Genomic DNA, 23,851 nt, shown 5'->3' on the forward strand with positions numbered 1-23,851 from the left:
TTTTGGAACAGTATCCGCTTCTTGTCCTCTTTCACCCCCAGGACCACATAGAAAGCCTCAGTGGCTACTGAACGTTTACGGTGGATCTTGATATGGATGGCATCCACCAATACAATCGGGTAATAACCCTCCAACGGACGGTTCAGCCACTCCTGCACATCGGAGCGCAAGTAGTCAATCATGCGCGAAATGCTGGCTTTGCTGTAATGCTCACCGTAAATCTCACCGAAGATCTCGCCGACCTGCCCCTGGGTCAAACCCCTGCAATAAAGGCTGCCGGCCAAACGTTCGCACTCCAGTTCCTGGTCACGCAACAATGCAAGAATCTTTGGATGGAAGTTGCCGTAACGGTCACGTGGAATCCTGAATTCCAGAACACGGCCATGCCCGAAACTGCGACCCTGACGGTAACCATTCCCTTTGTTACCTTTTGACTGGTCTAAAAACTCGCGACGCTCTGCCAGCATCATACTCTCAAGCATGATTTCCATTAAATCGTGTAACCCGTTTTCGCGCTCTGAATGTTTGGCCATTACGGAAGAAAGCTGTTCCTTTGATAGTAACATAGTCTTTGAATTTTATTGTTTGTTATGGTTATTTGCAAAACTAATAAAGTTTTTAGACTATGTTCTTTTTTTACAGGTACAGACACACTTTTTGGAACAGTATCTAAAAGTATGATTTATGGGTGATATTGGAAGCATTATTATTATCGTCATAGTCTTCCGTGTCATCTTCCTTGTGCTTAGTGCATGGTGGAGAGGTGATAGCAGGAATGACTTTAGACGTGACAGATAGCAGTCTGGCAAAAAGCCACACTACTCTTCTTCGATGTCGTCAGGCCACCAGAACTGTTGCAGTTCGTGGATGATGTCATCCCAATCCTTCATGGTGAACGTACCTTCACCCCTCATCATTATTGTCATGGTGATGTCGTTGTAGGTACGATAGACATTTGTGTCCCTAAAGCCGTTGCGAAAATAGAAGTTTTGACGGCGTTTGCGTTGGTCAATGTTCTCACTGACCTGCGTAGGACTTTCCATGTCCAGGACAAAGGATTGTCCTTTATAGTGTTCTATCATCTGAGTCAGTATCTTCTGACCATAGCCTTTGCCCCGTAACTCTTCGCATACGGCAAAGTACCAGAACCAGTTGATAGACTTACGTGGATAGACGATGGTGAAGCCAATGAAGTTCTCGCCATCGTAGTATGCAGTGAAATCCAACGGCATTTCCTCAACCAGGCGCATCAAGTCCTTCCATGGGATTTGTTCGTCTTCAGGAAATGCCGTTTCATAGAGCCGTTTTATCTTTTCATTAGTATTTACTGCGGTTATCTGTTTTGTTGTCATGGCTATACTATAGTGATTTTTCAATCAAACAACGAGGGTTCAGAATTGAAATTCATTACAACCTTAAAACAACATTCCATAGTCTTTATACCAATTCCCGGATAATTAATTAAGGAAATCATAGACCGTAAATTATCTGACTTAACAGCAGAATCTATCGTATCAATTTGTTTTTGAGTACGTATCTTTGTTACGGCTTTTTTCTTGTTATCTGGAATGGATAGCCAACGACTCTTAAATGTTTCATACAAATCATCTGAGGCCATTGGGTCATAATCGTATATTTCGACTGGGATATTACATTTTGAGAGATAACGAATCATTATTTCTTTTACAACATCCTTGTCTAGCCCTCCATTATTAGTACCCAGTAATGGAAAAGCAATTGATGTTACTCCATGACTTTCATATGATTCAACAAATTTAGCTAATCCCTTTTCTATATACTCGTATTTACTGGGATATTTCCAATGAAATTTCGTTGGAAAATTAAGAACCCATGGGTCGTTCTCATCACCTTTGTATATCCATAGCTTACCAATATTAATGAGATGTTGACGACAATAATCTTTATAAATATCATACATCTTAGGATAGCGTAGTTTGTAAACTAACGCTATCCCCTTTCCCATAACCCCAACACAATTGACCGTATTCACTACAGTTTGTGCTTTTGTATTGAATATATTTCCTTTTATAAATGTTATATTATCCATATAATCATGATTTATAGATAAGCCACTGCTTTGTATCTGCTCTTGGATTCGGATCAACGAGATATATTTCCGAAGGTGGATTATTCTTATTGAAAGTAACTGAAGGATAGATTATTATTCCCGATGAAATTTCATTCTTTATCGCTTTCTTGTTAACAATAGATCCACCTTTGACAAGAATATATGCACAGCCATTCAAGTCATAATCAGAAGAAATAGTAATAGAGTTATCATCTTCAGACATTTCCAGAGATCTCTTGTCATAAGAGTACATGGCATGATTAACCTCAATCCTATCAACTATCTCGTCATCACCCAGATACTTAATTAACAACTCCTTCTGGAATTCATCATAACAGAATATCTTTAAGGAATCCAATTTAGAGAAATCCAACTCATCAAATACTAAGAATTCCTGTTGAGATTGCTCTTTAATTTCCCCCATATACGAACGATGAAGTGCTCGGGCATTGTCATCATGCCAATCTACCATATAAAATGCATCAGATATGTCATTATATAGATATTTTGTTCTGATTCTTGTTGGATCTACATCAATCTTATATACAGATGCAAAATTGGTTTGCATGTTTCCATTGCTATAATAGCATTTTTCTGGCATCTTTGCAATAATTTCACAGATGTCAAACTCAAAGAATACCGGCAATGGACACTTTGGTAAATGCAAATTACATGCTTCCGGATAATATGACTTGGGCTTTGACCAATTTGTAAGTAGTGTATCATCCCAACCTAAACATTCGTTATAAAATTGGGTTGGAGATTTTGGACGGAAATAGAATCTAGCATACGGATGAGCTTTATTTGTGCGATGAACTACAGCACCAGCTGCATCGTATTTCAATGCTTTACTTTCCTCTGCCTTGTTTCTACTTAATATCTTTCTGTTCTTTATTATATCTATCGCATTAAACATATGCGAGAAATGGTAAACCTTTAAACTGCTATAGCCATTTGTGTTACAATGGGACAGTATATCAACAAATTTGACTCTATTCAGTTCCTTTTCAAAATCCTTATATAAATCTGCACTAAAGTCAACCGAGTCATTTTTACTGAAGGCTACCCAATCTATCTTATTTCGATATTGGTGCAAGAATTCTTCAGGAAAAACAATTGATGCAGAAGACAATTTTGTCCAATCAATAAAATCCTTAACAGTCTCAATGTCAGAGAGGTCAAACTCATTGTAGTTGAACCGTCTGTTTACGATTTCCCAAATTAAAGAATCCTTATATTTTACGAATATATGATTTGTGAGATTGATATTCTCTGAAACATATGACCAATCGAGTAGTTTTGCAAACTCATCAAGAATATTTTCTTCATTAATATCTACTACTTTCTTATTGGATGTAAGTATTTTCCAGTCAAGGAAATCTTTATATTCTCTTACGAATGAAAGGTCTATTTGTTGGTTCTTAGAGAGTGCGCTCCAGTTTATTTCTGCACCCTTTTCACATGCCTGTTTAAGAGAATCTATCGATGGAATAAAAGATGGATTACTTGACAAATTAAACCAACTGAAATTGATGTCCTTCATTAAATCAAGTAGTGCATCATTAAAATGCAATTCTCTCTTTGACACAACATCATCCCAAGATATTGAAGACTTTATTTCTGAATCTTTTAAGAGTTCACGAAGTTTTGTCTCATCCCATTTAATACTGGAATTCTTAGAAAGTGCATTCCAATCCCATGCTTTTTCTCTATTCTCAAAAATAAAGCCAAATGAGATTTTTGTGCTATTATTTGCTGATAAGGCTTTCCAGTTCCATTCTTCTTCAATGAAACTTTGAACCATATCGTCATCTATGTTAATATCTTCTCGTGTTGAGATTAGCCCAAAATTCAAACGATCACGATACTTGCGTAAATACTTTCCTTTATGTTCAGGAAGAAGGCAAATACCGAATTGACTTATATAGTTCCAGTCCCACCTATCAGGCTTTATTTCAAAGAAAACATCATTTTTCTTCTGAATAGCATCAAGTCTTGTTAAGGATGAAAAATCCCATTTGTATTTATCATCATTAAGCTTTGACTTAATAATTGTCTTCCATGTCCTATAAACATATGTTTCGGAGTCATACTCAAACATATTGTCTGCAGCCTTACATGCTGACAAGGCTTTTCTGTCAATATAGGCATGTGCTTCGTTTACAAAACCATCTATGTCAGTAAGTGTACTATATATATAACTATAGTCCCATTCATAACCATTGGTTGGATTATATATTTCGGATATTTCCAAAAGTTCTACTGGAGAGTACAAACGTGATATTGTTGTCCAGCAACTCTTCTTAATATTGTCTTCGAGTACGGCAATTGCATCCCTAACGTGATCGAGATTCTCTTTGACATATGTTTGCTGGATTTTCTCATTCAATATTACATTCCAATCCCAATATGAAGCATATTTTGATAAATTATCAATAACAAAATCTGTATCAAAACGGCGGGTTATTATAGACCAATCCCAAGATGCATTATGAAGATCCCTATATTTCAGAATCACTGATAATGCCATGTTTTCATTTATATAATCCCAATCAAGATGTTCTGAGACAACAGGATTATTGTCTATCAATGTGGCAAAGTCATTGTCTGCAATATTACAGATTCGTGAGGAAACAATATCCCAATCAAGGAAATCCATTTTTTCTGCTAGAATCTTTATCAGAACACTATCTTCAACCCTTGCAGATATCAAATCCCAATCCCAAACCCTTTCGAGCTCAGAATCAACAATATCATCATATGAAAGAAGCGGAGTTATCTTTTCTATAGCTATTCCTTGATTCCAAAAAGAAATATATTCTTTGAAATGAAGATGCAAGAAGACCGCATCTACTCTTTGAGTTATAACTGACCAATCCCAATAATCAACGTAATTAGCAAAATTTCCCTGTATAAAATCAACAGAAAGATTTTGAGATAGTACGTTCCAGTCCAATTTCTCCTTACAACTATCCAAACGCTCTGGTACTTCTTCAAATAAAGGGACTAACCGTTGAGATATAATTGTTTTATCCCAATTTTCTTTAATCTTACTATAGATAAAATCAATGGTTAGAATTGAGGATAATCTGGTCCAAATACTACTACAATATAAAAGATTGATTGATGCAAGTCTTTCATCAATGCCATCTATGTATACAGCCAGACCTAATTCATCAAAATACTGTTCAATCTGTTCAGGAGATGCCAAATTCAACCAAGGAGAAATCGCTTCTCGGTGATTGCTAAGCGAGGTGCAGAATCTCTCATCAGCCACAATTGCTTTATTCTTAGCCAGAACACACCAATTCCAAGGGAAAGAGCTATATTCGAGTACTGCATCATAATTGCTAATTACTGATGACACATAAGAAGCATTTTCGTCACTTCTCATCCATTGATTATGAGAGGCAAAAAAGTCAAGCGTAAATTCTTTATTTGAAACACGCATCCATTCACTATACAATACCTTATCCTTACCAAGAACAAGAAACTCTTCTGATAGTGAAAAACTTGTATTTCTAGACAAAGCATTCCAATCCCATTCAAACTCAGAATATTCTTTTATAAGTGCAAGATCTGAAACCTTTTCAGAGATATACGTGAAGTCCTCAGGGGTATCAATCTTATGATGATACTTTTTGAAAAATTCTGGTGTCCACTCGACATAAGGGAATTGAGCGAATCCTTTTACCGTCCCTATTGTTTTCCAAGACAACAGGCTACAGTCCTCCAAATACTTGATCAAGTCATCTGACCATATATAATTTGACTTAGAACCAAGATTGTAAGAATTCAATTGTCCATTTGACTTAATAACCTTTATAACTTCTGCGAAAGACCTATTAGAAACGATTGACTTAACAAACTCTGGGTCTGTAAAAATCCTATCAAGAAGAATGTTGGTGTATGCAGCAATATAATCTTTTATCACATCTATACTATCAGTTACTAGTGTAATATCCGCTTCTTTTGCCACAAACAACCAATTCCATCTTTTATTACAATACTTTACAATTAAGTCTTGATGATTAGATGGTAACCAACTGGTTAAGTTGTAAAAATCAATATTTAAGCGTTCGATATTGTTAATAACGAAATCAACATCAAGGAATGGTTCAACAATTTCCCAATCCCACTCAACACTTGTGTTTTCATCACAGAGCATTAATTCCTGAGCTTGCTCCTTAGTAATATCATTACGAGAAAGGACAATGCTCATATCCCACTTATGATTTGCGCAATATTCTATAATGAAATGGATTGGCAATCTGCGCGAAAGCGTTATCATGTCAAATCTAGAATATGGTTCTGCCAAATGTGAGATAATAATATCTTCTGGACAACATCTTGAAATGTAGTCCCAGTTATTATCATTACACAACACATTTCTAACAACATAATTATATGTGTCAGAATCACTCCAGTCAGTTCGTTTGTCCCTAACAATGAAATCGAACTCTTCTTGTTCTATCTCATCTTCAAAATAACGGATTTCATTGTAATTAATAGTAGAATCTGCGTTATTAATCAGTTTTGAATATAAAGCTTTCTTTATTTTCTTATTAAAGAGATATGCGTTCTGTTCACGAAATAATATATCTGTTGCTGGAGAAGACACCTTGTCATCAAACATAACAATAGGATAATATTCTCCACCATATTGATATAGACAAACGTCAAAATACTTAGAATAATATTTCCATTCAGGAAGCATACTTGCTTCAAAAACATTTGTGGACCTGTTTGATTGAAGATTTATACGATTAATTAAATCGTCAGAATAATCAATATTGATTTGATCAGGATTGAAGTCTTTAACAGGCACAATGTCTGTAATTTCAGAACATACCCCTAAGGCTGAATAGAAAGGAAAATCAATAGTATCTATTGGTAAAATGGACTTGTTTACATTTTCAAGAATACATTTCTTGCCATCAAAGAAAGAGAACTTGCAGTTCATTTCCAAAGCTTTTTTACCCAATCCTGTAAGACGGATATATTTGATTGCCGCTTTTTTATCTGCATTCTCTTCAGTACTACCTTCGGAAACTTCAACATTTAACTGTTCGTCTAAACAACAATTCACTTCTTCTGTTTCTTCAACTACCAGATGCCACTTGAAAACAGAATCGATCATGCTGTTAAATAGTGATACTTCTGCCTGGTCACGATAGAAACGTTTGCCTCCAAAAGCTCTATCTGCAACATCAAAACCAAGAGTTAGAGCTATATCCTCCTTGGTAATTCTATTACCCTCTAAAGAATTTATAAGACGAAGCAAAACTACCTCCAACTCTGTTAGAGGTTCGGTTTTATAAAACCTTACAGCACATACAGTCTCCTTTACAGACCATTCACGTAGTTTACTGTCTTTTGGTTGAGACTTGTAAACAAGGGTGCCATCATTTATAATTTCACTATATTGCATAATCAATTGTCTGCTATGTTATGTAAATGTTGTAAATAAATCCCATACCAAAGTCCAGTACCACTCACATGAATTTCTTTAATATTGAAACGATCCATTAGTGACAGGAACATCGGCAAACCTAAACGCATTGTTATTTGGTCATCGAGTCGTTTACTACTTCCAGATGCTTCAAAGTCAAACTCATTCAGTTGTTCAACTGTATCGAATTGATCCAGAATAGCCTGAGTGCAGGTCTCAATACAAGCTTCAATTTTTTCGCGTGTCATTACTCTATCATGCTGGGCTGCATTATTCTTTCCACCAGTTGCATGCGTAATAGCAGTTCCTACACTAATACAGAAACTCTCAGTTTCCGATGTCATAGCATCCCCCATATTTTTGTAGAATACGACCAATCGTTCCTTCAACTTCTGGTCACTACGCTTTAACGCTTCTGAAACAGGAGTATCTCTATCTGAATCCAAGAATAAAATATTACGTAAAGCCGTAGTACCAAGATTTATACTATATGAACTAACAAGGTCACTATTTTGGAATACAGACACTTCAGTAGATCCACCACCTTGATCAATCATAATAACATGTTGAGAAGACAACATTTGTTGCTTATACCTAGAACTGAATAGATAAGCAAACATAGTGGAAACCGATTCTTCTTTTTTAGAAAGAATACGAACATTAATGCCAGTCTTCTCTTTTATAAATGCTATGATATCATCACGATTACGAGCTGTACGGTATGCGGCAGTTGCTACAGTATAAACTACATCAACATCTTCCTGCATCATTACTCGTTTCCAATTACGAATTGTTGGTAAAACGTTTCTCTCAAAATAACGTAAGTTCATGTCATTCTGAGCATCCAAGCCCTTACCAGTTTCTGTTTTATTGGCATTTCTAATAAAGTTTTGGAAGTTAAATTCGTCAACTTTAGCATTTTTAATCAATTCCTGATCTTTACCAATCAAACACTTCACAGCCTTAGTCGAAAGTTCAAGGACAGCTATTTTAGGATTTATCCTATTAGCATTTGGTTTCAGCCAAGTTTCAATCACTCTAAGATGTCCATCGGTTTCAGGATTAATATCTCTAGTGTTGAGATTTGCTGAACGGTTCTTAGAAATAGGACGTGGGCGTTTCTTCATTAGTTTGTGTTCCCAATGAATTATTCTACCATTCGGATTGTTTTTGATGCTATCAAAGACATTCTTATAAATAGCTTCTCCTTCTTTGTTTTTGTATGTAGAATAATGTGCACTATTGCCCACTATGATCAATAGACGCTTGGCACGAGACAAAGCTACATTCAGACGATTGGGGGATTTTGCAAAGCCAAAGTCCGTTTGCTTTCTGTAGCCCAAATCCTTATAAACGCGATAGTCTGGAGCCTGCTTCTCATTTTCTGCAATACAATTACTTCTTACTAGAGAAACAATTACAACATTCCTTTCCATACCTTGGAATCTATCAACAGAACTTGGCTTTAATGTCAGTTTCCCTGAATACTTCCCCTGCAGCTGTCTTAATAACCTTAACTGAGCTCCATAGAAAGTAATCAATCCTATCTCTTTGTCCTCTTCATTTACAAATTTATCATTGTAAGAAGCAAATGAATCTGACGAAGCCATCTGGGACAACACCCATTCTATAGCATCCACTTCACCACGGTTTGTTCGCGATGTACCTTCTGCAATTTCAGGTGAATTAGTATCAATCCAAATCACATGATTCTCTGGTGATATAAGTCCCTCGATGTTTATCCCGTGATAACGTGAGAACGGGGTGCCTTCAGACTCATAGTCCTCATTAATAAAACCACATTCCAATCCGCCATCTTTTGTGTAAAATTGCTCAATAACTTTATTTATATCAGGATGCATTCGATATTGTTTTCTAAATGTCCCCTTGATAGAATCGTTCGCTTGAGTAAAAAGGCGTTCAAAGTGCGATTTTTCGAGTTGGTCAAAATGATACCTGACAAATTTTTCCAACTCGATAATTTGCTCTTTCTCTTCTACATCAACAGATTGTAGTGCTTGGTAATGAAGCTTGTATAGAATATCTTCTCTATCAAGATTTGGCGGAAGTTGACGATGATCTCCAATTATAATTGACTTTGTTCCATAAACCAAAGGCATAGATAATTCTGAAGGTGTCGCTTTTGATGCTTCATCCTGAACGACCACATCAAATGCTAAATGCTCATCGTCCATAAAAACGGTTTTATATCGTTTCATAAAACGACTTTCTACATCTTCTTTCTGAGATTCTATAGCAGCATAGTTCTTTTCAGTGATGGAGCTACAAGTTGCTCCTATAACATTACAATTATTACGATAAAGATTAAATACCTTTTTACGAAACTCCATAGGTAGATTGAGCATGAAATGAAACCATGCTCTTTCTATTGTCTCATCTTGAATCTGTGAGCGATTAATGATATTCTTCATCCATCTAACCAAGACGATGTTGTCTTGATTAAATAGTTTATACTCATCAGACTCTTCAATAGCTCGATTGTCTTCTGCCAATATATAATTTTTGGAAAAATCAATACCAGCCCATTTCATCATCTCTGTGATTGCATATGGTAAGCCTTCAGACGAGAATTTATCACCAGCGCCAATTCGTATGGGCTTTACAATGTTATGATCAGAGAATTTCAAACGGTCTAATGCATTATCTACTGCCAAGTTCGCTTCTGAGGTGAGCAGAGTACGATCTTTAGGATTTGTCAATGCTAATTGCCAAATTAATTCAGCTATAGCAGTTGATTTTCCTGTTCCTGGAGGCCCCTGTATTACGGCTAAATCCTTTGCTTCGACAGCCTTTGCAATTGATTCTATCTGCCACTCGTTTAAGTGTTTATTTAGCTGATTAGCTTTAATTTGTTCAATTCTGCTCTTTACTTTTTTTTCGTCAGTTGGAGTCGCTTTACTAGCATCAAACAAATAGCTCGCAAGCATAGGATTTCTTAGCTGCTCGAAATTCTCTGTAATAAAATCAAAGGACTCCTGTAATCGATTTACTTTCTCGGAATCACCCGTCAAATCTGTTGACACCTTAGAGAGTTTCTTATCACTGACCAATTTGTCAACTGCGGTAATATTATCCTTGTCGATGATAAATGTTAGACTTGGATAGTTTACATTTTTCAGTTTACCAACCTCAATGCCATCACAACTGAATGTTTCACCACGAAGTGTTCCTATAACAACAGCTTCATGCTCTTGCTGCCCAAAAACATTACGTTCAATTAAAAACTTATCTTGTTCCTCTAATGGGAAAATTTCAAAGTCAAAGGGTATTGGTTCGTACTCTTTTTCCTCTCCGGTTTCTTCATCTTCAACAGTACAGCCTTCTTTAATCTCAGTCAAGATATCACGAAGCGCAATGAAAAAATCTCGTGCCTGAGAATGAGAACTATAAGCCTGTCGAAAGGACAATTCCCCTTTCTTATTAGAAACAATAACTATATTGGGAAAACAGTCTTCAAGCTGAGATTCAATATTTTCTCTATGTTCCTTCTTATAATTCCAAATCCGTCCCTCAACATATGGCTGAGGAAAGAAATTCATATATAGACACTCACATTCTTCTTCAAAAGCCTTTAACGAACTTGAAGGGATTGTGTCAATATTGGCATAAAAGTTCCAAGAATCTTTACCAATCGGTATTAAATCAGTATTGAATCTTTGCTTAAACGATTTCTGAAACAACTCAAACTTAGATTCTGTATTTAGCTTTACAACCAATTTACCATCTGCCTTGTTAAGCCTCGCAGAATTAGCATCAAGCAAAATTGGCTGCTTCATGTATTGAAGCAGACATTTATTGATTTGAGTGAAAATTTTCCAAATTTCTCTGATGGATTTTTCTTCTCCACCCAAATTGTCTATATCTAAGGCAACTTGTTCCCTTATCGCTTGTTCATCAATTTTTTTCTTGCTAAGATTATACCGTGGATTGCCATATTTATCAGGCTTTCCTGGACCAAGAACAACAACTTCAATTTCCTGTCCGATCGCAAGATAATTCGAAACTTGCCCAAACTTACACGGAACCTCGGAATAATGAATCATGCCCGACGCTCTACCTTCAAGTTTTACAAATGCACCAATATCAGTGATATTAGAGATTTGAACCTTTATGTTATCTCCCTTGTTATATTCCATAAGTCAATTTGTGAAATTGGATTTAAGCCGATGGTCATTATTTATTGCTTACTAACAAATCTTTAACATCAACTTCTAGCGCATCTGCAATCGAATTAAGCGTAATCAAATCAGGCTGTACTCGCTGATTGACATATTTTGATACTGTTGTATTACTCTTGCCAAGGTAGTGTTACATTTAGTGTGTCTCTAGTCTATTGCTTTATCAGTCTTATAACAAATTTATTTCTTTTTTTTAATTTCACCTAATCCATGACATGTATTTTTTAATTCCGATACTTGCACAAGGATTACATGCGCAGCATGCAACTTGCTTGTCCTTGTGCAAGTAAGAGGAATTAAGGACCTTTGTCATGGGTTGGCGGGAAATACCTTCACTCACCGGGGAACAACGTCTTGTCCCTGTCAATACCGGGTAATTCCCTGTTATAAGCATCCTTGTCCATCGCCACTTTACCGATGAGTACCAGTACCGACTCCTCATTGGGCATTGCCCCTCGCATCTTCAATACGCGCCGGAAGTCCTTGTTAAGCCGCTCTATCCAATTTGTGGTGTAGACCATTGACTGGATACGGGGGTGGAATTGCAGATAGGTGAAGTAATATTTGTAGGAAATATCCTCCCCCATCCTTTTGATGCTCCTGTAATCCTTTCCCCATTTTTGGCAAAGTGCCGTCCAGTTTTGCCAGGCTTCGCACTTGGTGTAGTCTTTCTGGCCCGTACGGAACACTTCGCGTAAATCCTCCGCCAGCTCCATTTTGTCACCATGGCGCACTTTGGAGAGCATGTTGCGCTTCAAATGGGTGACGCACCGCTGCAGCAGGGTCTTCGGATAAACGACCGACAGGGCCGAGTCCAGGCCTGTCAGCCCGTCGCTTACCAGCAGTCCTATATGACCTGCCCCACGACTTTGGACATCCCGGAAGATATCTTCCCAGCCCGCGGCACTCTCCGTGGGGCGGTTGTAAATACCCAGCACCTCACGCTTCTTGTCCTCTTTCACCCCCAGGACCACATAGAAAGCCTCAGTGGCTACTGAACGTTTACGGTGGATCTTGATATGGATGGCATCCACCAATACAATCCACTGTTGTCCGATAAAAACTTTTTAGAAAAAGTACGCGGGCAAATTTGAGTTTTGCCCGTCGTACTAATAATTGTAGCTTTGTATTCATCACAAAACAAGTCTACAATGAACAAAAGTACTTATTTTTTTGGACAATCGGTATTCGGACAGCTCATATCTATGGTAGATACAAGGATTATCGCCCGAAACAGCAAACGGTACAAGGCCGATCATTACGTGAAACGTTTCACGGCTAAGGATCACCTTATAAGCATGTTGTTTTGCGTCTTCGCCAAATGCTCCTCCCTGCGCGAGGTGGCGGGTGCAATGCTCGGTCTTTCAGGCAAGACCAGGCATTTCCAGCTCGGCCACATACCCTACCGGAGCACCTTGTCGGACGCCAACAAGCGCAGGAGCGTTGATTTCTTCTCGGGCGTGTACCACGACCTGCTTCGCGAGTACCAACACGTGATCTCGGACACCCGCTTTAAAGATGTGTTGAACAAGCAGGTCGAGATCTTCGACAGCACGGTTATCAGTTTGTTCCAGGACATCTTGAAGTGCGTCGGCAGAACACCCTCGAACGGTAAACGCAAAGGGGGGATCAAGGTGCACACCGTTATCAATGTCGACGAGCCCGTTCCCAAGATGATATGGTTCTCATCCGCTGCCACGAACGATCACCTGCTGTTGAGGAAACTGGAACCGGATGACAACACTATTTACGTCTTCGACAAGGGATACAACGATTATAAAGCCTTCAAGCTGTTTTGTGAAAAGGGAGCCGGATTCGTTACCCGCATCAAGGAGAACGCCGTTTACAAGGTGGAGCAAGAACTTTACATCGATGAATGCATCCACAGCGGCGTGCTGGAAGACACTATCATCGAGGTGACCGTGAAGGAAGATGATGGCGGGAGCAAGCTGAAGTTGCGCAAGGTGGTGTTCTACGACAGGGTGTTGAAAAGGAAGTTCGAGTTCCTCACCAACCTGTTCGAGATGCGGCCCGACATGATAGCGGCCTTGTATAAAATAAGATGGCAAATAGAGCTGTTATTCAAGCAGTTAAAATCAAACTTCCCCCTGAAGTACTTCCTCGGGGATAACGAGAACGCGATAAAAATACAGGTATATTGCGCTTTGATCGTGAACCTCTTGCTCACGGTTATACAGAAGCGGTTGAAACGGCCTTGGGCATTCTCCAACCTGGTGTCATTTTGCAGGATACACCTGTTTAATTACCTGCACTTGATAAAATTTTTAGAAAACCCGGAACGAGATTGGCAACGAGATGACCAGGATTTAGAGATGCTTACCCTTTTCAGGGGGGCTTACTTTTGAAAATAGAAAAATTATAAAAAGAAACGACTGATAATAAGCCGGTTAAAAGTAACGAAGAATCAAAATCGGTTTTTATCGGACGGCAATGAATACAATCGGGTAATAACCCTCCAACGGACGGTTCAGCCACTCCTGCACATCGGAGCGCAAGTAGTCAATCATGCGCGAAATGCTGGCTTTGCTGTAATGCTCACCGTAAATCTCACCGAAGATCTCGCCGACCTGCCCCTGGGTCAAACCCCTGCAATAAAGGCTGCCGGCCAAACGTTCGCACTCCAGTTCCTGGTCACGCAACAATGCAAGAATCTTTGGATGGAAGTTGCCGTAACGGTCACGTGGAATCCTGAATTCCAGAACACGGCCATGCCCGAAACTGCGACCCTGACGGTAACCATTCCCTTTGTTACCTTTTGACTGGTCTAAAAACTCGCGACGCTCTGCCAGCATCATACTCTCAAGCATGATTTCCATTAAATCGTGTAACCCGTTTTCGCGCTCTGAATGTTTGGCCATTACGGAAGAAAGCTGTTCCTTTGATAGTAACATAGTCTTTGAATTTTATTGTTTGTTATGGTTATTTGCAAAACTAATAAAGTTTTTAGACTATGTTCTTTTTTTACAGGTACAGACACACTTTTTGGAACAGTATCGGTTTTGACGCTTAAATATACTAATAATCTGTGAATTACAGAAGCCTCTGTGCCGTTTTTTTATGCGATTATTTTTACTGAATTTTTACTTGCGAAACTTAAATAAATTATAAATTAGCCTGTTTAAATTGACAATTAAGGTTAAATGTTTAAATTTGTAATAATACCTAAAAGTCTCAAATAAAAGTTGCATGTGCCAGATAAAGTATTTATCTTTAAGGTGTTAAATAAAAAATAACACTCACCCGACACATGCAATACAAAAATAGTAAAAAAATCTCATTTACTGCCAGTTCAGTAAAGAAAGAGTTCAGTTCAGAACAATTAACGTCATATTCAGGGTTAAGCGTAACCTCTGATTTTATCAACCATTGTGGCATTTATCGCCGGCTGGAACATCTTTTCCCAACCATCCGGCACAATGCAAGCCGTTTCAGCACAGCCCAAATACTCTCAAGTATCCTGTTGGCATCGTTGTGCGGTGTTCACCGTTTGAAGCGGATTGAAAACTTCACCTTTGACGCCTTGGTTGCCCGCTTGTTGAAGTTACCCAAGAACATTGACGAGGACACCATACGCCGCCATTTGACAGGTTTGGGTGAAAGGGGCGCCCGTTCGCTTCACGAGCTGTTGTTGGGTTTTACAGGCATGCAAGTTTCCCGTTGCGGTTTAAGCCGCTTGACACTTGATTGCGACTCAAGCACATTTACCGTTTACGGCAACCAACAAGGGGCTGAGGTGGGTTATAACTCGCATAAGAAGGGTTCGAAAAGCTATCACCCCATCTTATGTTTTGTCACGGAGATGAAACTGCTTGTCAATTCATGGCTCCGCCCGGGTTCAGCTTACACCTCAAACGGAGTTTGTGAGTTTGTCAAAGAAACCTTGGCCGCTCTTCCCCAAAAGGTGGAGAAGGTGTTTTTCAGGGCCGACAGCGGTTTTTTCAATGGTGGATTATTTAATTTGTTAGAAGACGGTAAACATGAATATTTGGTGAAAGTAAAGCTGAAAAACCTGAAAGATTTACTTGCCGGGCAGACTTGGCAGCCGATTGGCCCACGGACGGCGACCTGTCAGTTTACACATCAATGTAGCGGTTGGAGGAATCCCCGCATGTTTTATGCCGTGCGCATCATAAAGCAAATGGTTGAAGTCGATTATTTTGGCGAAAAACAATTTGTACCCGAGTATGAGTACTTTTGCTATTGCTCGAACCTGAAAGGATTGGATGCCTTGCAGCTCCATACCCTTTATGGATCCCGATCAGAGAGTGAGAATTGGATCGAGCAAACCAAAAACTCGCTTTGTGCGGGAAAAACCATCACGCATGATTTTTGGGTAAACGATATTCTTTGGCAACTTTCGTCATTTGCCTACAGTTTATCGGTGCTCATGCGATACCGGGGCGACTTTTGGGTTTGGCGTCAAGAGCACTCTACCTTCCGAGAATGGTTTATCCGAGTGCCGGGTAAAGTGGTGAAATCCGGCAGGCAGGTCACGGTAAAAATGCCTAAGGAGTATTACCGAAAAGCGGGGTGGCGTGATTTTGAGCAGCGAATAACGACAACGATGACCGGATGACGGATTTTCACTTAATCGTCCATCGCCATCTTTCGTGTCGTAAAAGGGTTTATGACAAGGAATTGCCATGCCTTGGAAGAGTGGTAATGTTAATATATATAAAAACGCCACCATAAAAAGTAAATCAACACGTTAAACGTGCAAGAAACAGTGAAGATGAAAAGAAAATAAAACGGTATCTCTCGAAAAAAAAGAGAAATTCCGCTTTGAAAACTATTAACTTGAGTTGGGAATTTTAAATGAGATTTTTAAGTAATATGAAGAACTCAAGAGCAATATTATTATCAATAATTCTATTTATTATCCCTTCATGTGGATCATCGGAAATATTAGAACCAGAATCAACCGAAGAAGAAAAAGAAAACGACATTGGAATTGAATACCATGATTGGGAAGAAGACAATGATACGACTACAATAAATCTTACACCAAGTTCTAAGCTTAAGATTAGGTATTAATCAACTACACCTCAACTGTAAGTATTTCATTGATATCAGTAGTATAGTGAGGAGAGAGATGAGCCTGTTTCATCTTATGCTTCCTCTCGTCCTGTGAAGCTAATCGAACAACATCACGATGATACTTATCGTTAAGTTTATCGATTACCTCCATCAGTTTTTTGTGTTTTGGATCAGAATTAAAGAAAAGTGAGGGCTGGTAAACACTTGCATCAACAAAATCAGTCAGCAATACCCCACCTCGTTTATAATAAAGGTTCTTCTTGAATATCTGTTTTAAGCCTTCATGAGCAAACTTCACCAGTTCAAGGGTAGAGTTAGTCGGGAAAGGCAATTTAATCTGTATAGACGGGTAATACTGCGTTTCATGCTCCTTAAAAGGATTGGTACCAATGAAAACAATCAATCGTTTACAGAAAGAATTCTGTTCTCGTAATTTCTCGGCACCCATAGAAGTAAAAGTGGTTATACGTTCACGTACTTCGTCAAAAGAACGAAGATCAGTTTCGAATGTTCTAGAAGTACCAATAGACTTCTTCTTTTCAGGCTCAACCATTTCGATAGTTGGAATACCTTTCAGATCCTTTTGCAAGTTCAACCCGGTAATGGTCATATTCTTTCTTACCCAGGCTTCAGAGAGATTCACAAAGTCAATAGCTTTATAAGCACCAATAGCATAAAGCTTCTTAGCATTTCTTCTGCCTACACCCCATATATCCTCAACCTTAAGCCATTTCAGAGCTTTAATGCGCTTCTCTTCCGTATCAATGACATAACTACCACCAGTCTCATTTGGAAACTTCTTTGCAATCCTGTTGGCCAGTTTAGCCAGGGCTTTAGTTGGAGCAGTTCCAATACTTATTGGTATACCGGTACCCTTTTCAATTCTTGCTTTCATTTCAAGTCCGTACTTCTGCAGGTCCACATTAATTCCCTCCAGATTCAGGAAACATTCATCAATAGAATAGATCTCCTGATGAGGACTGTAATTTGATAACAGACTCATAACACGTCTGCTCATATCACCATAGAGAGGGAAGTTGGCCGAGAACACTTTAACCTTGTATCTTCGGAATAGATGCTCATACTCGAACGCAGGTGCTCCCATAGGTATGCCAATTGCTTTAGCCTCATTTGACCGTGCAATAACACAACCGTCGTTGTTACTTAAAACAACAACTGGTATTCCGATTAGAGTAGGATTGAATACTCTTTCACAGGAAGCGTAAAAGTTATTACAGTCTATAAGTGCGTACATTTAAATTTACTGTTTAATATTTCAGTGCTTTCGTATGGAATACTTCACTACTCCCCATATAGTTACACCCTGTTCGTAGTTCACTTCTATTAATGGGAAGTCCTTATTAGAAGGTACCAGGTAACATTTACCATCCTTCAACTTAATTCTTTTCAAAGTAAACTCACCGTCGATAAAACAAAGAGCGATTTTATTTTCTTCCCACTCTAAGCTTTTATCAATAATCAGAAGATCCCCATCACTGAAATCATTACCCATAGAACTTCCGGAGACCCTTGCAAAGAATGTTGTTTCCTTATGATCTACCAGGAGTTCATCCAGACTTATATAGTCGTGGAAGAAGTCCTCTGCAGGAGATGGGAAACCAGCCTGTACATTACCTATGTACGGGTACCTCTGCTCAGAACTCTCATGTTGAATAAGTTCTATTTTCTGGGTGTTTAGTTGCTTTTTCATGAGAGCAAAAATAGACTATTTTCAGATCAGTTTTTCCAAGATTTGAAAATTTAAGATACATACAATAAGATTTGATAAGTATATAAAATAGTTAATTATGAGAAATATCAAACTTAAAAGACCATGAGTGCAAGGAGTTTAAATTATGCAGAATTATCCATTAATGGATTTAGGATTAATTATCTCGAATGGATTTAGGATTCCATAAATTATAAATAGGATAAGTTTTAAATTTCTCCTTGTCTTCTTTACTCAATTTATTAAATTGAATCTGAGCACCTTTAAGGTTATCTAGTAATATATTTGCACCAAGTTTGTATAAAAGCTCTTCAGAATTCTGCTCTATATCATATAAAATGATATTTTCCTTCTCACTTAGAGTTCTCTCTCTCTTTAATGCTTGAAAATAATTAATAACTTTAATCTCATTCGGAAAATCATCATCACTTTTGTCAAGCAACCATTTTGCAATTTCTTGCGCAGCTTGCAAAATTTTATGTGGCTTATTTTCATGCATATCGTAAGCTAGTAGGATGTTAAGTAAATCTTGGTTTATATAAGTATAAACATTATTATCTGTAATATTTATTTTTTTATAGGTTTTAAGTATATCCGAAAAGTCAATATTTGAAGCTTCTACATAATCAATAGGCTCTAAAACTGAATATTTCGAAGCCTCGTGTTCAAGCCTATCTATAAGATACACAATCTTTCGTTCGTAATCGGTGAAATTATAAATTTTAAATTTTTTTTTATCCTTATCCGTAAGCATTCGGTGATGTCCGTATTTGATTCTATGATTTCCTGGTCTAAGAAAGTGGACTTTCAAAAACCTCCAAAACATTCGGAGTCGATGTGGAGTTTTTAGGGGTTTCTCCTGGAGTAGTTGCCCGGGAGCAGTTCTGCAAGATCTCTGGTGTAGTCTTCGTCATAGTCGTGGATACGACTCAGCACATAAACCATCCAGTCACGGAAGTTCACATCGGCAGCCTTGCAGCACCCCAGCAATGAATACATGACTGCAGCATCCTCGGCAGCATCATGGTTACCGCAAAAAAGGTAATTCTTTCTTCCCAGGGCCAGGCCTCTCAGGCTGTTTTCGGCGAGATTATTGTCAATGCGGTATCTGCCATCCAGGTGGTAACGTGTCAAACGGTGGTAGATGTCATAAGTGTACTTTATCGCCTTTCCTATCGGGCTCTTGGGCAGAACCTTTTCATATTCACGAACCAACCACTTTTCAAAGGCAACCATGATCGGGTAAGCGAGGCTTTCCCTGAGCTTGGCCCTATCCTCATAGGAGAGGTTTTTGTCATCAGCCTCCCTTTCCACCTCGTAGAGAAGGCCGATCTGTTCAAGCGCATACTCAGCACGGGATTTGTCATTTTTCAACGACTCTGTAAACTTCCTTCTGGCGTGGGCCCAACATCCCAGGGGAAGTACACCTTTTTTCTGCTCGTACATTTTGTACACGGCATACCCGTCTGTCTGCATGGCACCACGGAAGTCATTCAACAAGGACAAGGCAACATTCTGAGCCCTTGAGCCATGGTCATAATGGAAGAAGAGCTGTGAGTCCATGACAGAACGCACCATCCACATGTATCCATTGACGGTTTTATGCTTCTCGTTATTGATCACGGGCACGGTTGTCTCATCCACCTGGATGTAATCGGTGGCAAGAACCAGTTCCTTGAGTCGATAGTAAAGCGGTCTTAGTAAATCGGCCGTATCTTTGAACCAATCATTGACCGTGGGTGGTGGCAGATTGGCGCCCAGCTGTTTCATCATCTGTATCTGGCGGTAAAAAGGCAGGTGATTCACGTACTTGTTTATCATCAGCTCCGCCAAAAGGGATGCTCCGGCATAGCTGCGTGCGATAGGCTGGTATCTTGTCGGAAGTGATGCCGTTACAATGAGAGAAGACTTCTCTTCAGACTCCCGTGATGGCTTGCTTTTTAAAACATATTTATGACGGACAATCTTCCTGACATAGCATTTCCCGGGTTCATACTCCAGCACCTCGGTGACCTCCGGTTCTAACTCGGTCCAGGCATCCATGTTGTCGTTTATTTCATCGGGATAAAGGTGCTCCTCAATGCGGGGGAAGTCTTCAGATAAAGGCTTGCGAACCGGTTTTCGTTTCACCCGCTCCTTCACGCGTCTTTCCCTGAAGGTCTCTATCTCTGCCCTGGCTGCCTCTACAAGCTCTATTTCCCCGGGCAACAGGTCAAAGCCGTCAAAGTCGATACGTCGCTGCTGCGGATCTTCCTGGATGTAGCGCTCGCTGGATTTACCCCATATGCGGCGCCTGAGATAAGCTACCTGCTTTTCCAGGTCGACGATCTTAGTATCTTTCTCGGATATGGTTTTCTCGTAAGAGGATTTTAATGCATCAACATCCGTGCGATCTTCCAGTTTACCCCTCAGGAGCATGTTCTCCTGATATAAATGGTCGCATTTCTCCAAAAGGAGTTCGAGAAGTTCGTTCGGATTTTCCTTGTTTTCTTGCATCTTTTTCCTATCGGATAACGGGAGTAAAGATACAAAAAAGGGGCAATATATGCAAGAGAAAAAGTGACTAAAATCGTCTGTTTATGCGCTTTTCCAACGTTTTTTATAGTGACATTTTTCAGCGTCAATACCCTGTACCATCAACATTAGTTTTTGCCAGGAAAAGGGGTGAGTTTTGCCTTTTTCATCAAGCGGGGGCAGTGCAAAATTGCCTTTCTCAAGTTTCATATAGTAGATCACCAGTCCGCCGTGCTCCATATGTAATGCTTTCATACTCGTGCAATGACGGTTCAGAAAAATGAACACGTCACCGCTGCGTACATCCTGTCCCATCCTCTCAGTGACCAACCCACTTAAAGTATAGAACCCTTTTCGCATGTCCGTTGGAAACGGGTAAAGCCAGTAACGCATCGAGGCGTTCAGATTGAACATGGCTTATTGGGTCAGGAGGATTAATGAACGCAGCTGTGTTGGATCAGTCCCCTTTGGAACACGCACTTTTACTCCATTGGGATAGACTATTTCGAGAACATTTCCCGGGGTGGGGTCAACATGCACCGGAATCGGTTGATGATGGACAACTTCTTTGGTTGCCGGTGATGGATTGGAGCCGGTAAAGACGATCGGAACGAAACCGGACTCTCGCCCAGTCCTGTAGTTATGCTCTCGCAATCTCTTTTGCCAGTAATAAAACTTGGATTCCACTATCGACTCGTTCCGGCAGAACTCTTTTATCCGAAGCCCGCTGGCCTGGTAACGATCAAAAATCTCCTCAAACTGATTTAATGTCCACATATTTTTTTTGTGGGCAAATATAGCAAGGATCAGAAGTTAAAATAGGACGGGGTTTACCGAATGCTTACAGCCGACCATAGACAAACTTCGTGAAGTCCTGTCATTTTTAGGCGTTCCGACAGTAAAACAGAAAAGAAACAACAATACATTGGTTTTCAAGATAGACTCTACGGATATTCCCGTAACCACTTTACGCTTAAAAGTTGAAATTAATTGCAGAGAACATTTCAGCATATTAGGCTTTGAAAAAGTTGATTTCAGTGTAACTAATCTATGGTTTACGGGAAAGTGCCAGATAATAACGTATAAGTTAGACGAATTAATCGGGACAAAAGTTCGGGCGTTGTATGAAAGGCGGAAAGGACGTGATCTATTTGATTTATATAAAGCACTTCAAAATAAGAATTTTGTATCGGCAAATGATGTCTTATTACAAATTAAGTATTACAGGATTATTCTTGATTTCATAATTATTGTCAAGTATTGATGAATTAACAAACAGAGTCTCATCATTTTTCTCCATACCATAAGCATTATGTATATGACCGAATAAATGATATTTTGGCTTAATTCTCAACACATTTTGCAGCAATATAAAGTCCCCATAATTTATATTTTCTGAGAAATCCAATATTCCAAAGGGTGGCTGATGTGTTATTAACACATCTGTGTCGTTTGGTATATTGTTAAGTTGTCTATCGTATTCTCCGGATATTACATCGTCTATAAACAATGGGACACCATAAAAATGCATATTCCCGATTGTTACTCCGGAATTGCATAGATAATAACAGTTATCCGGTAAACCCTCAATATTTGCACCAAACAAATAATCGTCGTGATTACCAGCAATGAAGATTTTATACTTGTAAGGAAGTGCATAAAACCATTCAATAAAATTTAGGGTTTCCTTCTCCGTTCCGGTAAAAGAAAAATCGCCCGCATGAATGATAATATCAGCTTCAGGCAGATCTTTCAATTGCTTGTGACAATTGTGGGTGTCTGATAAATGTAGTATTTTCATCTTTATTCAAAATCCGGATATGGATCAATCCACAACTCCTCATCTTCACCAAAACAAGCTATATTAAGCAAATCGCCAAGTGATAATGGATAATTCCTGTTTAAGCTTTTATCCCACATTTCGAGGTACTTGTGATGATATAAAAACAGGGTTATTGAGCCAAGTTCATCATCCTCAAATTCCAGTTCTTTATAAACAAGTTCATTATTAATATCATAGGCAAATTCATTACCGATACGCCATGCTACTTTCCCGTCAGGCAAATAACTCGTCGATGAAACCAATCGTTCATTCTCATCATGTTCAATCTCTGTTCTTAGCACTAATTCAAGTCCCGAGTCATAAATAAACCTTTCAGTTTCATTTCCTTCACTATATTTACAGTGCAGTAAAAGAATCAAATTGTTAAAATCATCCCCAATCAACATTTTGCTCATATTGTCTTCATCGAAGTAATACCTGTTTATCCATAATTGTCTTTTTTTACACCAACTTTTACTTGATATTATATACCCATCTCTATTGTATTTGTAATACAATTTATCCCCCAGATTATCTATACGATTTCCAAATTCATCATAAGATTCAGATATCTCAGGAAGATTGGAATAAGCAGATTTAGATCCATATGGCAATAAATCTTCGTAGCTTAGAGCGTCTGGGTTAAACCCAATATGAAGCACCACCATATTGTCGTTTTCATTATCTTTGCCACCCGAAGTGATCTTTATTTCTGTTGTCTCATACAATTTACCATTTCCATAAAATGAAGAGTTATTGTAAATATTATTTTTTGAGGTATGAATTTTACAGATAAAATAACAATCAAATTCCTCAATTCCATTTCCAAACTTTAATTTGATTTCAGAGAGATTCTCTTGAAGTCTTTCAATATGTGAGTTTAAATAATGCATAGCTCATCTGTTTATTATCTTTTACAAAAATAATCCGCATATATGCCAAAATATTGCACAACAATAAAACTTTATCTGAAAAATATTTATTCTTT

General features: G+C 38.7%; 16 protein-coding genes and 4 pseudogenes. 4 read left to right on the forward strand and 16 right to left on the reverse strand.

Annotation, left to right across the window (positions count from 1 at the left end):
* Window positions 1–14 precede the first annotated feature (14 nt).
* From ING2E5A_RS10390 to ING2E5A_RS10415, 7 genes and pseudogenes are all read right to left on the reverse strand, one after another.
* A pseudogene (locus ING2E5A_RS10390) lies at window positions 15–566 on the reverse strand (transposase); the annotation flags it as partial.
* A gap of 252 nt (window positions 567–818) precedes the next feature.
* A complete protein-coding gene (locus tag ING2E5A_RS10395) occupies window positions 819–1,352 on the reverse strand; it encodes a GNAT family N-acetyltransferase (RefSeq protein ID WP_071137344.1) in 534 nt (177 codons plus the stop codon).
* A gap of 20 nt (window positions 1,353–1,372) precedes the next feature.
* A complete protein-coding gene (locus tag ING2E5A_RS10400; RefSeq protein WP_071137345.1) occupies window positions 1,373–2,068 on the reverse strand; it encodes a macro domain-containing protein in 696 nt (231 codons plus the stop codon).
* Between the two features lie 4 nt (window positions 2,069–2,072).
* Window positions 2,073–7,520: a DarT ssDNA thymidine ADP-ribosyltransferase family protein gene (locus ING2E5A_RS10405; protein WP_071137346.1), complete on the reverse strand. Its 5,448-nt coding sequence runs from the start codon at window positions 7,518–7,520 to the stop codon at window positions 2,073–2,075.
* 2 nt (window positions 7,521–7,522) lie between these two features.
* A complete protein-coding gene (locus tag ING2E5A_RS10410; RefSeq protein ID WP_071137347.1) occupies window positions 7,523–11,698 on the reverse strand; it encodes an AAA domain-containing protein in 4,176 nt (1,391 codons plus the stop codon).
* A gap of 37 nt (window positions 11,699–11,735) precedes the next feature.
* A pseudogene (locus tag ING2E5A_RS15375) lies at window positions 11,736–11,855 on the reverse strand (helix-turn-helix domain-containing protein); the annotation flags it as partial.
* A gap of 217 nt (window positions 11,856–12,072) precedes the next feature.
* Window positions 12,073–12,783, reverse strand: a pseudogene (locus tag ING2E5A_RS10415) (IS256 family transposase); the annotation flags it as partial.
* A 108-nt stretch (window positions 12,784–12,891) separates the two neighbouring features.
* Between ING2E5A_RS10415 and ING2E5A_RS10420 the strand changes: the two are divergent.
* Window positions 12,892–14,106 (forward strand): IS4 family transposase, encoded by a 1,215-nt coding sequence (locus ING2E5A_RS10420; RefSeq protein WP_071135810.1) that lies wholly within the window; start codon window positions 12,892–12,894, stop codon window positions 14,104–14,106.
* Between the two features lie 84 nt (window positions 14,107–14,190).
* Here ING2E5A_RS10420 and ING2E5A_RS10425 read toward each other — a convergent pair.
* A pseudogene (locus ING2E5A_RS10425) lies at window positions 14,191–14,652 on the reverse strand (transposase); the annotation flags it as partial.
* Between the two features lie 356 nt (window positions 14,653–15,008).
* On the opposite strand from ING2E5A_RS10425, the gene ING2E5A_RS10430 reads away from it, so the two are divergent.
* Together ING2E5A_RS10430 and ING2E5A_RS15380 are read left to right on the forward strand one after the other, a co-directional pair.
* Window positions 15,009–16,337, forward strand: a complete 1,329-nt coding sequence (locus ING2E5A_RS10430; RefSeq protein ID WP_071135938.1) for an IS1380 family transposase — start codon at window positions 15,009–15,011, stop codon at window positions 16,335–16,337.
* Window positions 16,338–16,594: 257 nt separating this feature from the next.
* Window positions 16,595–16,795, forward strand: coding sequence for a hypothetical protein (locus tag ING2E5A_RS15380; RefSeq protein WP_154670079.1), 201 nt, complete (start codon window positions 16,595–16,597; stop codon window positions 16,793–16,795).
* Between the two features lie 4 nt (window positions 16,796–16,799).
* Here the strand turns inward: ING2E5A_RS15380 and ING2E5A_RS10435 are convergent, their stop codons facing one another.
* The 6 genes from ING2E5A_RS10435 to tnpA form a co-directional block, all read right to left on the reverse strand.
* Window positions 16,800–18,053 (reverse strand): Y-family DNA polymerase, encoded by a 1,254-nt coding sequence (locus tag ING2E5A_RS10435; protein ID WP_071137349.1) that lies wholly within the window; start codon window positions 18,051–18,053, stop codon window positions 16,800–16,802.
* Between the two features lie 21 nt (window positions 18,054–18,074).
* A complete protein-coding gene (locus tag ING2E5A_RS10440) occupies window positions 18,075–18,509 on the reverse strand; it encodes a LexA family protein (RefSeq protein WP_071137350.1) in 435 nt (144 codons plus the stop codon).
* A 175-nt stretch (window positions 18,510–18,684) separates the two neighbouring features.
* Window positions 18,685–19,281, reverse strand: a complete 597-nt coding sequence (locus tag ING2E5A_RS10445) for a hypothetical protein (RefSeq protein ID WP_154670080.1) — start codon at window positions 19,279–19,281, stop codon at window positions 18,685–18,687.
* Window positions 19,282–19,373: 92 nt separating this feature from the next.
* Window positions 19,374–21,023, reverse strand: a complete 1,650-nt coding sequence (gene tnpC, locus ING2E5A_RS10450; RefSeq protein WP_071137352.1) for an IS66 family transposase — start codon at window positions 21,021–21,023, stop codon at window positions 19,374–19,376.
* Window positions 21,024–21,104: 81 nt separating this feature from the next.
* Window positions 21,105–21,455 carry an IS66 family insertion sequence element accessory protein TnpB gene (tnpB, locus tag ING2E5A_RS10455; protein WP_071137353.1) on the reverse strand — a complete coding sequence of 117 codons (351 nt, stop codon included), beginning with the start codon at window positions 21,453–21,455 and terminating at the stop codon, window positions 21,105–21,107.
* Window positions 21,456–21,458: 3 nt separating this feature from the next.
* Window positions 21,459–21,818 carry an IS66 family insertion sequence element accessory protein TnpA gene (gene tnpA / locus ING2E5A_RS10460; RefSeq protein ID WP_071137354.1) on the reverse strand — a complete coding sequence of 120 codons (360 nt, stop codon included), beginning with the start codon at window positions 21,816–21,818 and terminating at the stop codon, window positions 21,459–21,461.
* Window positions 21,819–21,915: 97 nt separating this feature from the next.
* Between tnpA and ING2E5A_RS15935 the strand changes: the two genes are divergently transcribed.
* The gene (locus tag ING2E5A_RS15935; RefSeq protein ID WP_394332605.1) at window positions 21,916–22,305 is read left to right on the forward strand and encodes a nucleotidyl transferase AbiEii/AbiGii toxin family protein; all 390 of its coding nucleotides are present in this window, start codon (window positions 21,916–21,918) and stop codon (window positions 22,303–22,305) included.
* On the opposite strand, the gene ING2E5A_RS10465 is transcribed toward ING2E5A_RS15935, so the two are convergent.
* Together ING2E5A_RS10465 and ING2E5A_RS10470 are read right to left on the reverse strand one after the other, a co-directional pair.
* Complete coding sequence (locus tag ING2E5A_RS10465; protein ID WP_071137355.1) at window positions 22,249–22,842, reverse strand: metallophosphatase domain-containing protein; 594 nt, start codon at window positions 22,840–22,842, stop codon at window positions 22,249–22,251. The genes ING2E5A_RS15935 and ING2E5A_RS10465 overlap by 57 nt on opposite strands.
* 2 nt (window positions 22,843–22,844) lie before the next feature.
* Window positions 22,845–23,756, reverse strand: a complete 912-nt coding sequence (locus ING2E5A_RS10470; protein ID WP_071137356.1) for a hypothetical protein — start codon at window positions 23,754–23,756, stop codon at window positions 22,845–22,847.
* Window positions 23,757–23,851: the final 95 nt, after the last annotated feature.

Origin of the sequence: Petrimonas mucosa, assembly GCF_900095795.1 — a bacterium.
Taxonomy (GTDB): domain Bacteria; phylum Bacteroidota; class Bacteroidia; order Bacteroidales; family Dysgonomonadaceae; genus Petrimonas; species Petrimonas mucosa.

Bases quoted from the DNA above. Each gene is read 5' to 3' on its own strand.
- ING2E5A_RS10395 (WP_071137344.1), bottom strand. From the start codon at position 1,352: ATGACAACAAAACAGATAACCGCAGTAAATACTAATGAAAAGATAAAA.
- ING2E5A_RS10400 (WP_071137345.1), bottom strand. From the start codon at position 2,068: ATGGATAATATAACATTTATAAAAGGAAATATATTCAATACAAAAGCA.
- ING2E5A_RS10405 (WP_071137346.1), bottom strand. From the start codon at position 7,520: ATGCAATATAGTGAAATTATAAATGATGGCACCCTTGTTTACAAGTCT.
- ING2E5A_RS10410 (WP_071137347.1), bottom strand. From the start codon at position 11,698: ATGGAATATAACAAGGGAGATAACATAAAGGTTCAAATCTCTAATATC.
- ING2E5A_RS10420 (WP_071135810.1), top strand. From the start codon at position 12,892: ATGAACAAAAGTACTTATTTTTTTGGACAATCGGTATTCGGACAGCTC.
- ING2E5A_RS10430 (WP_071135938.1), top strand. From the start codon at position 15,009: ATGCAATACAAAAATAGTAAAAAAATCTCATTTACTGCCAGTTCAGTA.
- ING2E5A_RS15380 (WP_154670079.1), top strand. From the start codon at position 16,595: ATGAAGAACTCAAGAGCAATATTATTATCAATAATTCTATTTATTATC.
- ING2E5A_RS10435 (WP_071137349.1), bottom strand. From the start codon at position 18,053: ATGTACGCACTTATAGACTGTAATAACTTTTACGCTTCCTGTGAAAGA.
- ING2E5A_RS10440 (WP_071137350.1), bottom strand. From the start codon at position 18,509: ATGAAAAAGCAACTAAACACCCAGAAAATAGAACTTATTCAACATGAG.
- ING2E5A_RS10445 (WP_154670080.1), bottom strand. From the start codon at position 19,281: ATGCTTACGGATAAGGATAAAAAAAAATTTAAAATTTATAATTTCACC.
- tnpC (WP_071137352.1), bottom strand. From the start codon at position 21,023: ATGCAAGAAAACAAGGAAAATCCGAACGAACTTCTCGAACTCCTTTTG.
- tnpB (WP_071137353.1), bottom strand. From the start codon at position 21,455: ATGTTCAATCTGAACGCCTCGATGCGTTACTGGCTTTACCCGTTTCCA.
- tnpA (WP_071137354.1), bottom strand. From the start codon at position 21,818: ATGTGGACATTAAATCAGTTTGAGGAGATTTTTGATCGTTACCAGGCC.
- ING2E5A_RS10465 (WP_071137355.1), bottom strand. From the start codon at position 22,842: ATGAAAATACTACATTTATCAGACACCCACAATTGTCACAAGCAATTG.
- ING2E5A_RS10470 (WP_071137356.1), bottom strand. From the start codon at position 23,756: ATGCATTATTTAAACTCACATATTGAAAGACTTCAAGAGAATCTCTCT.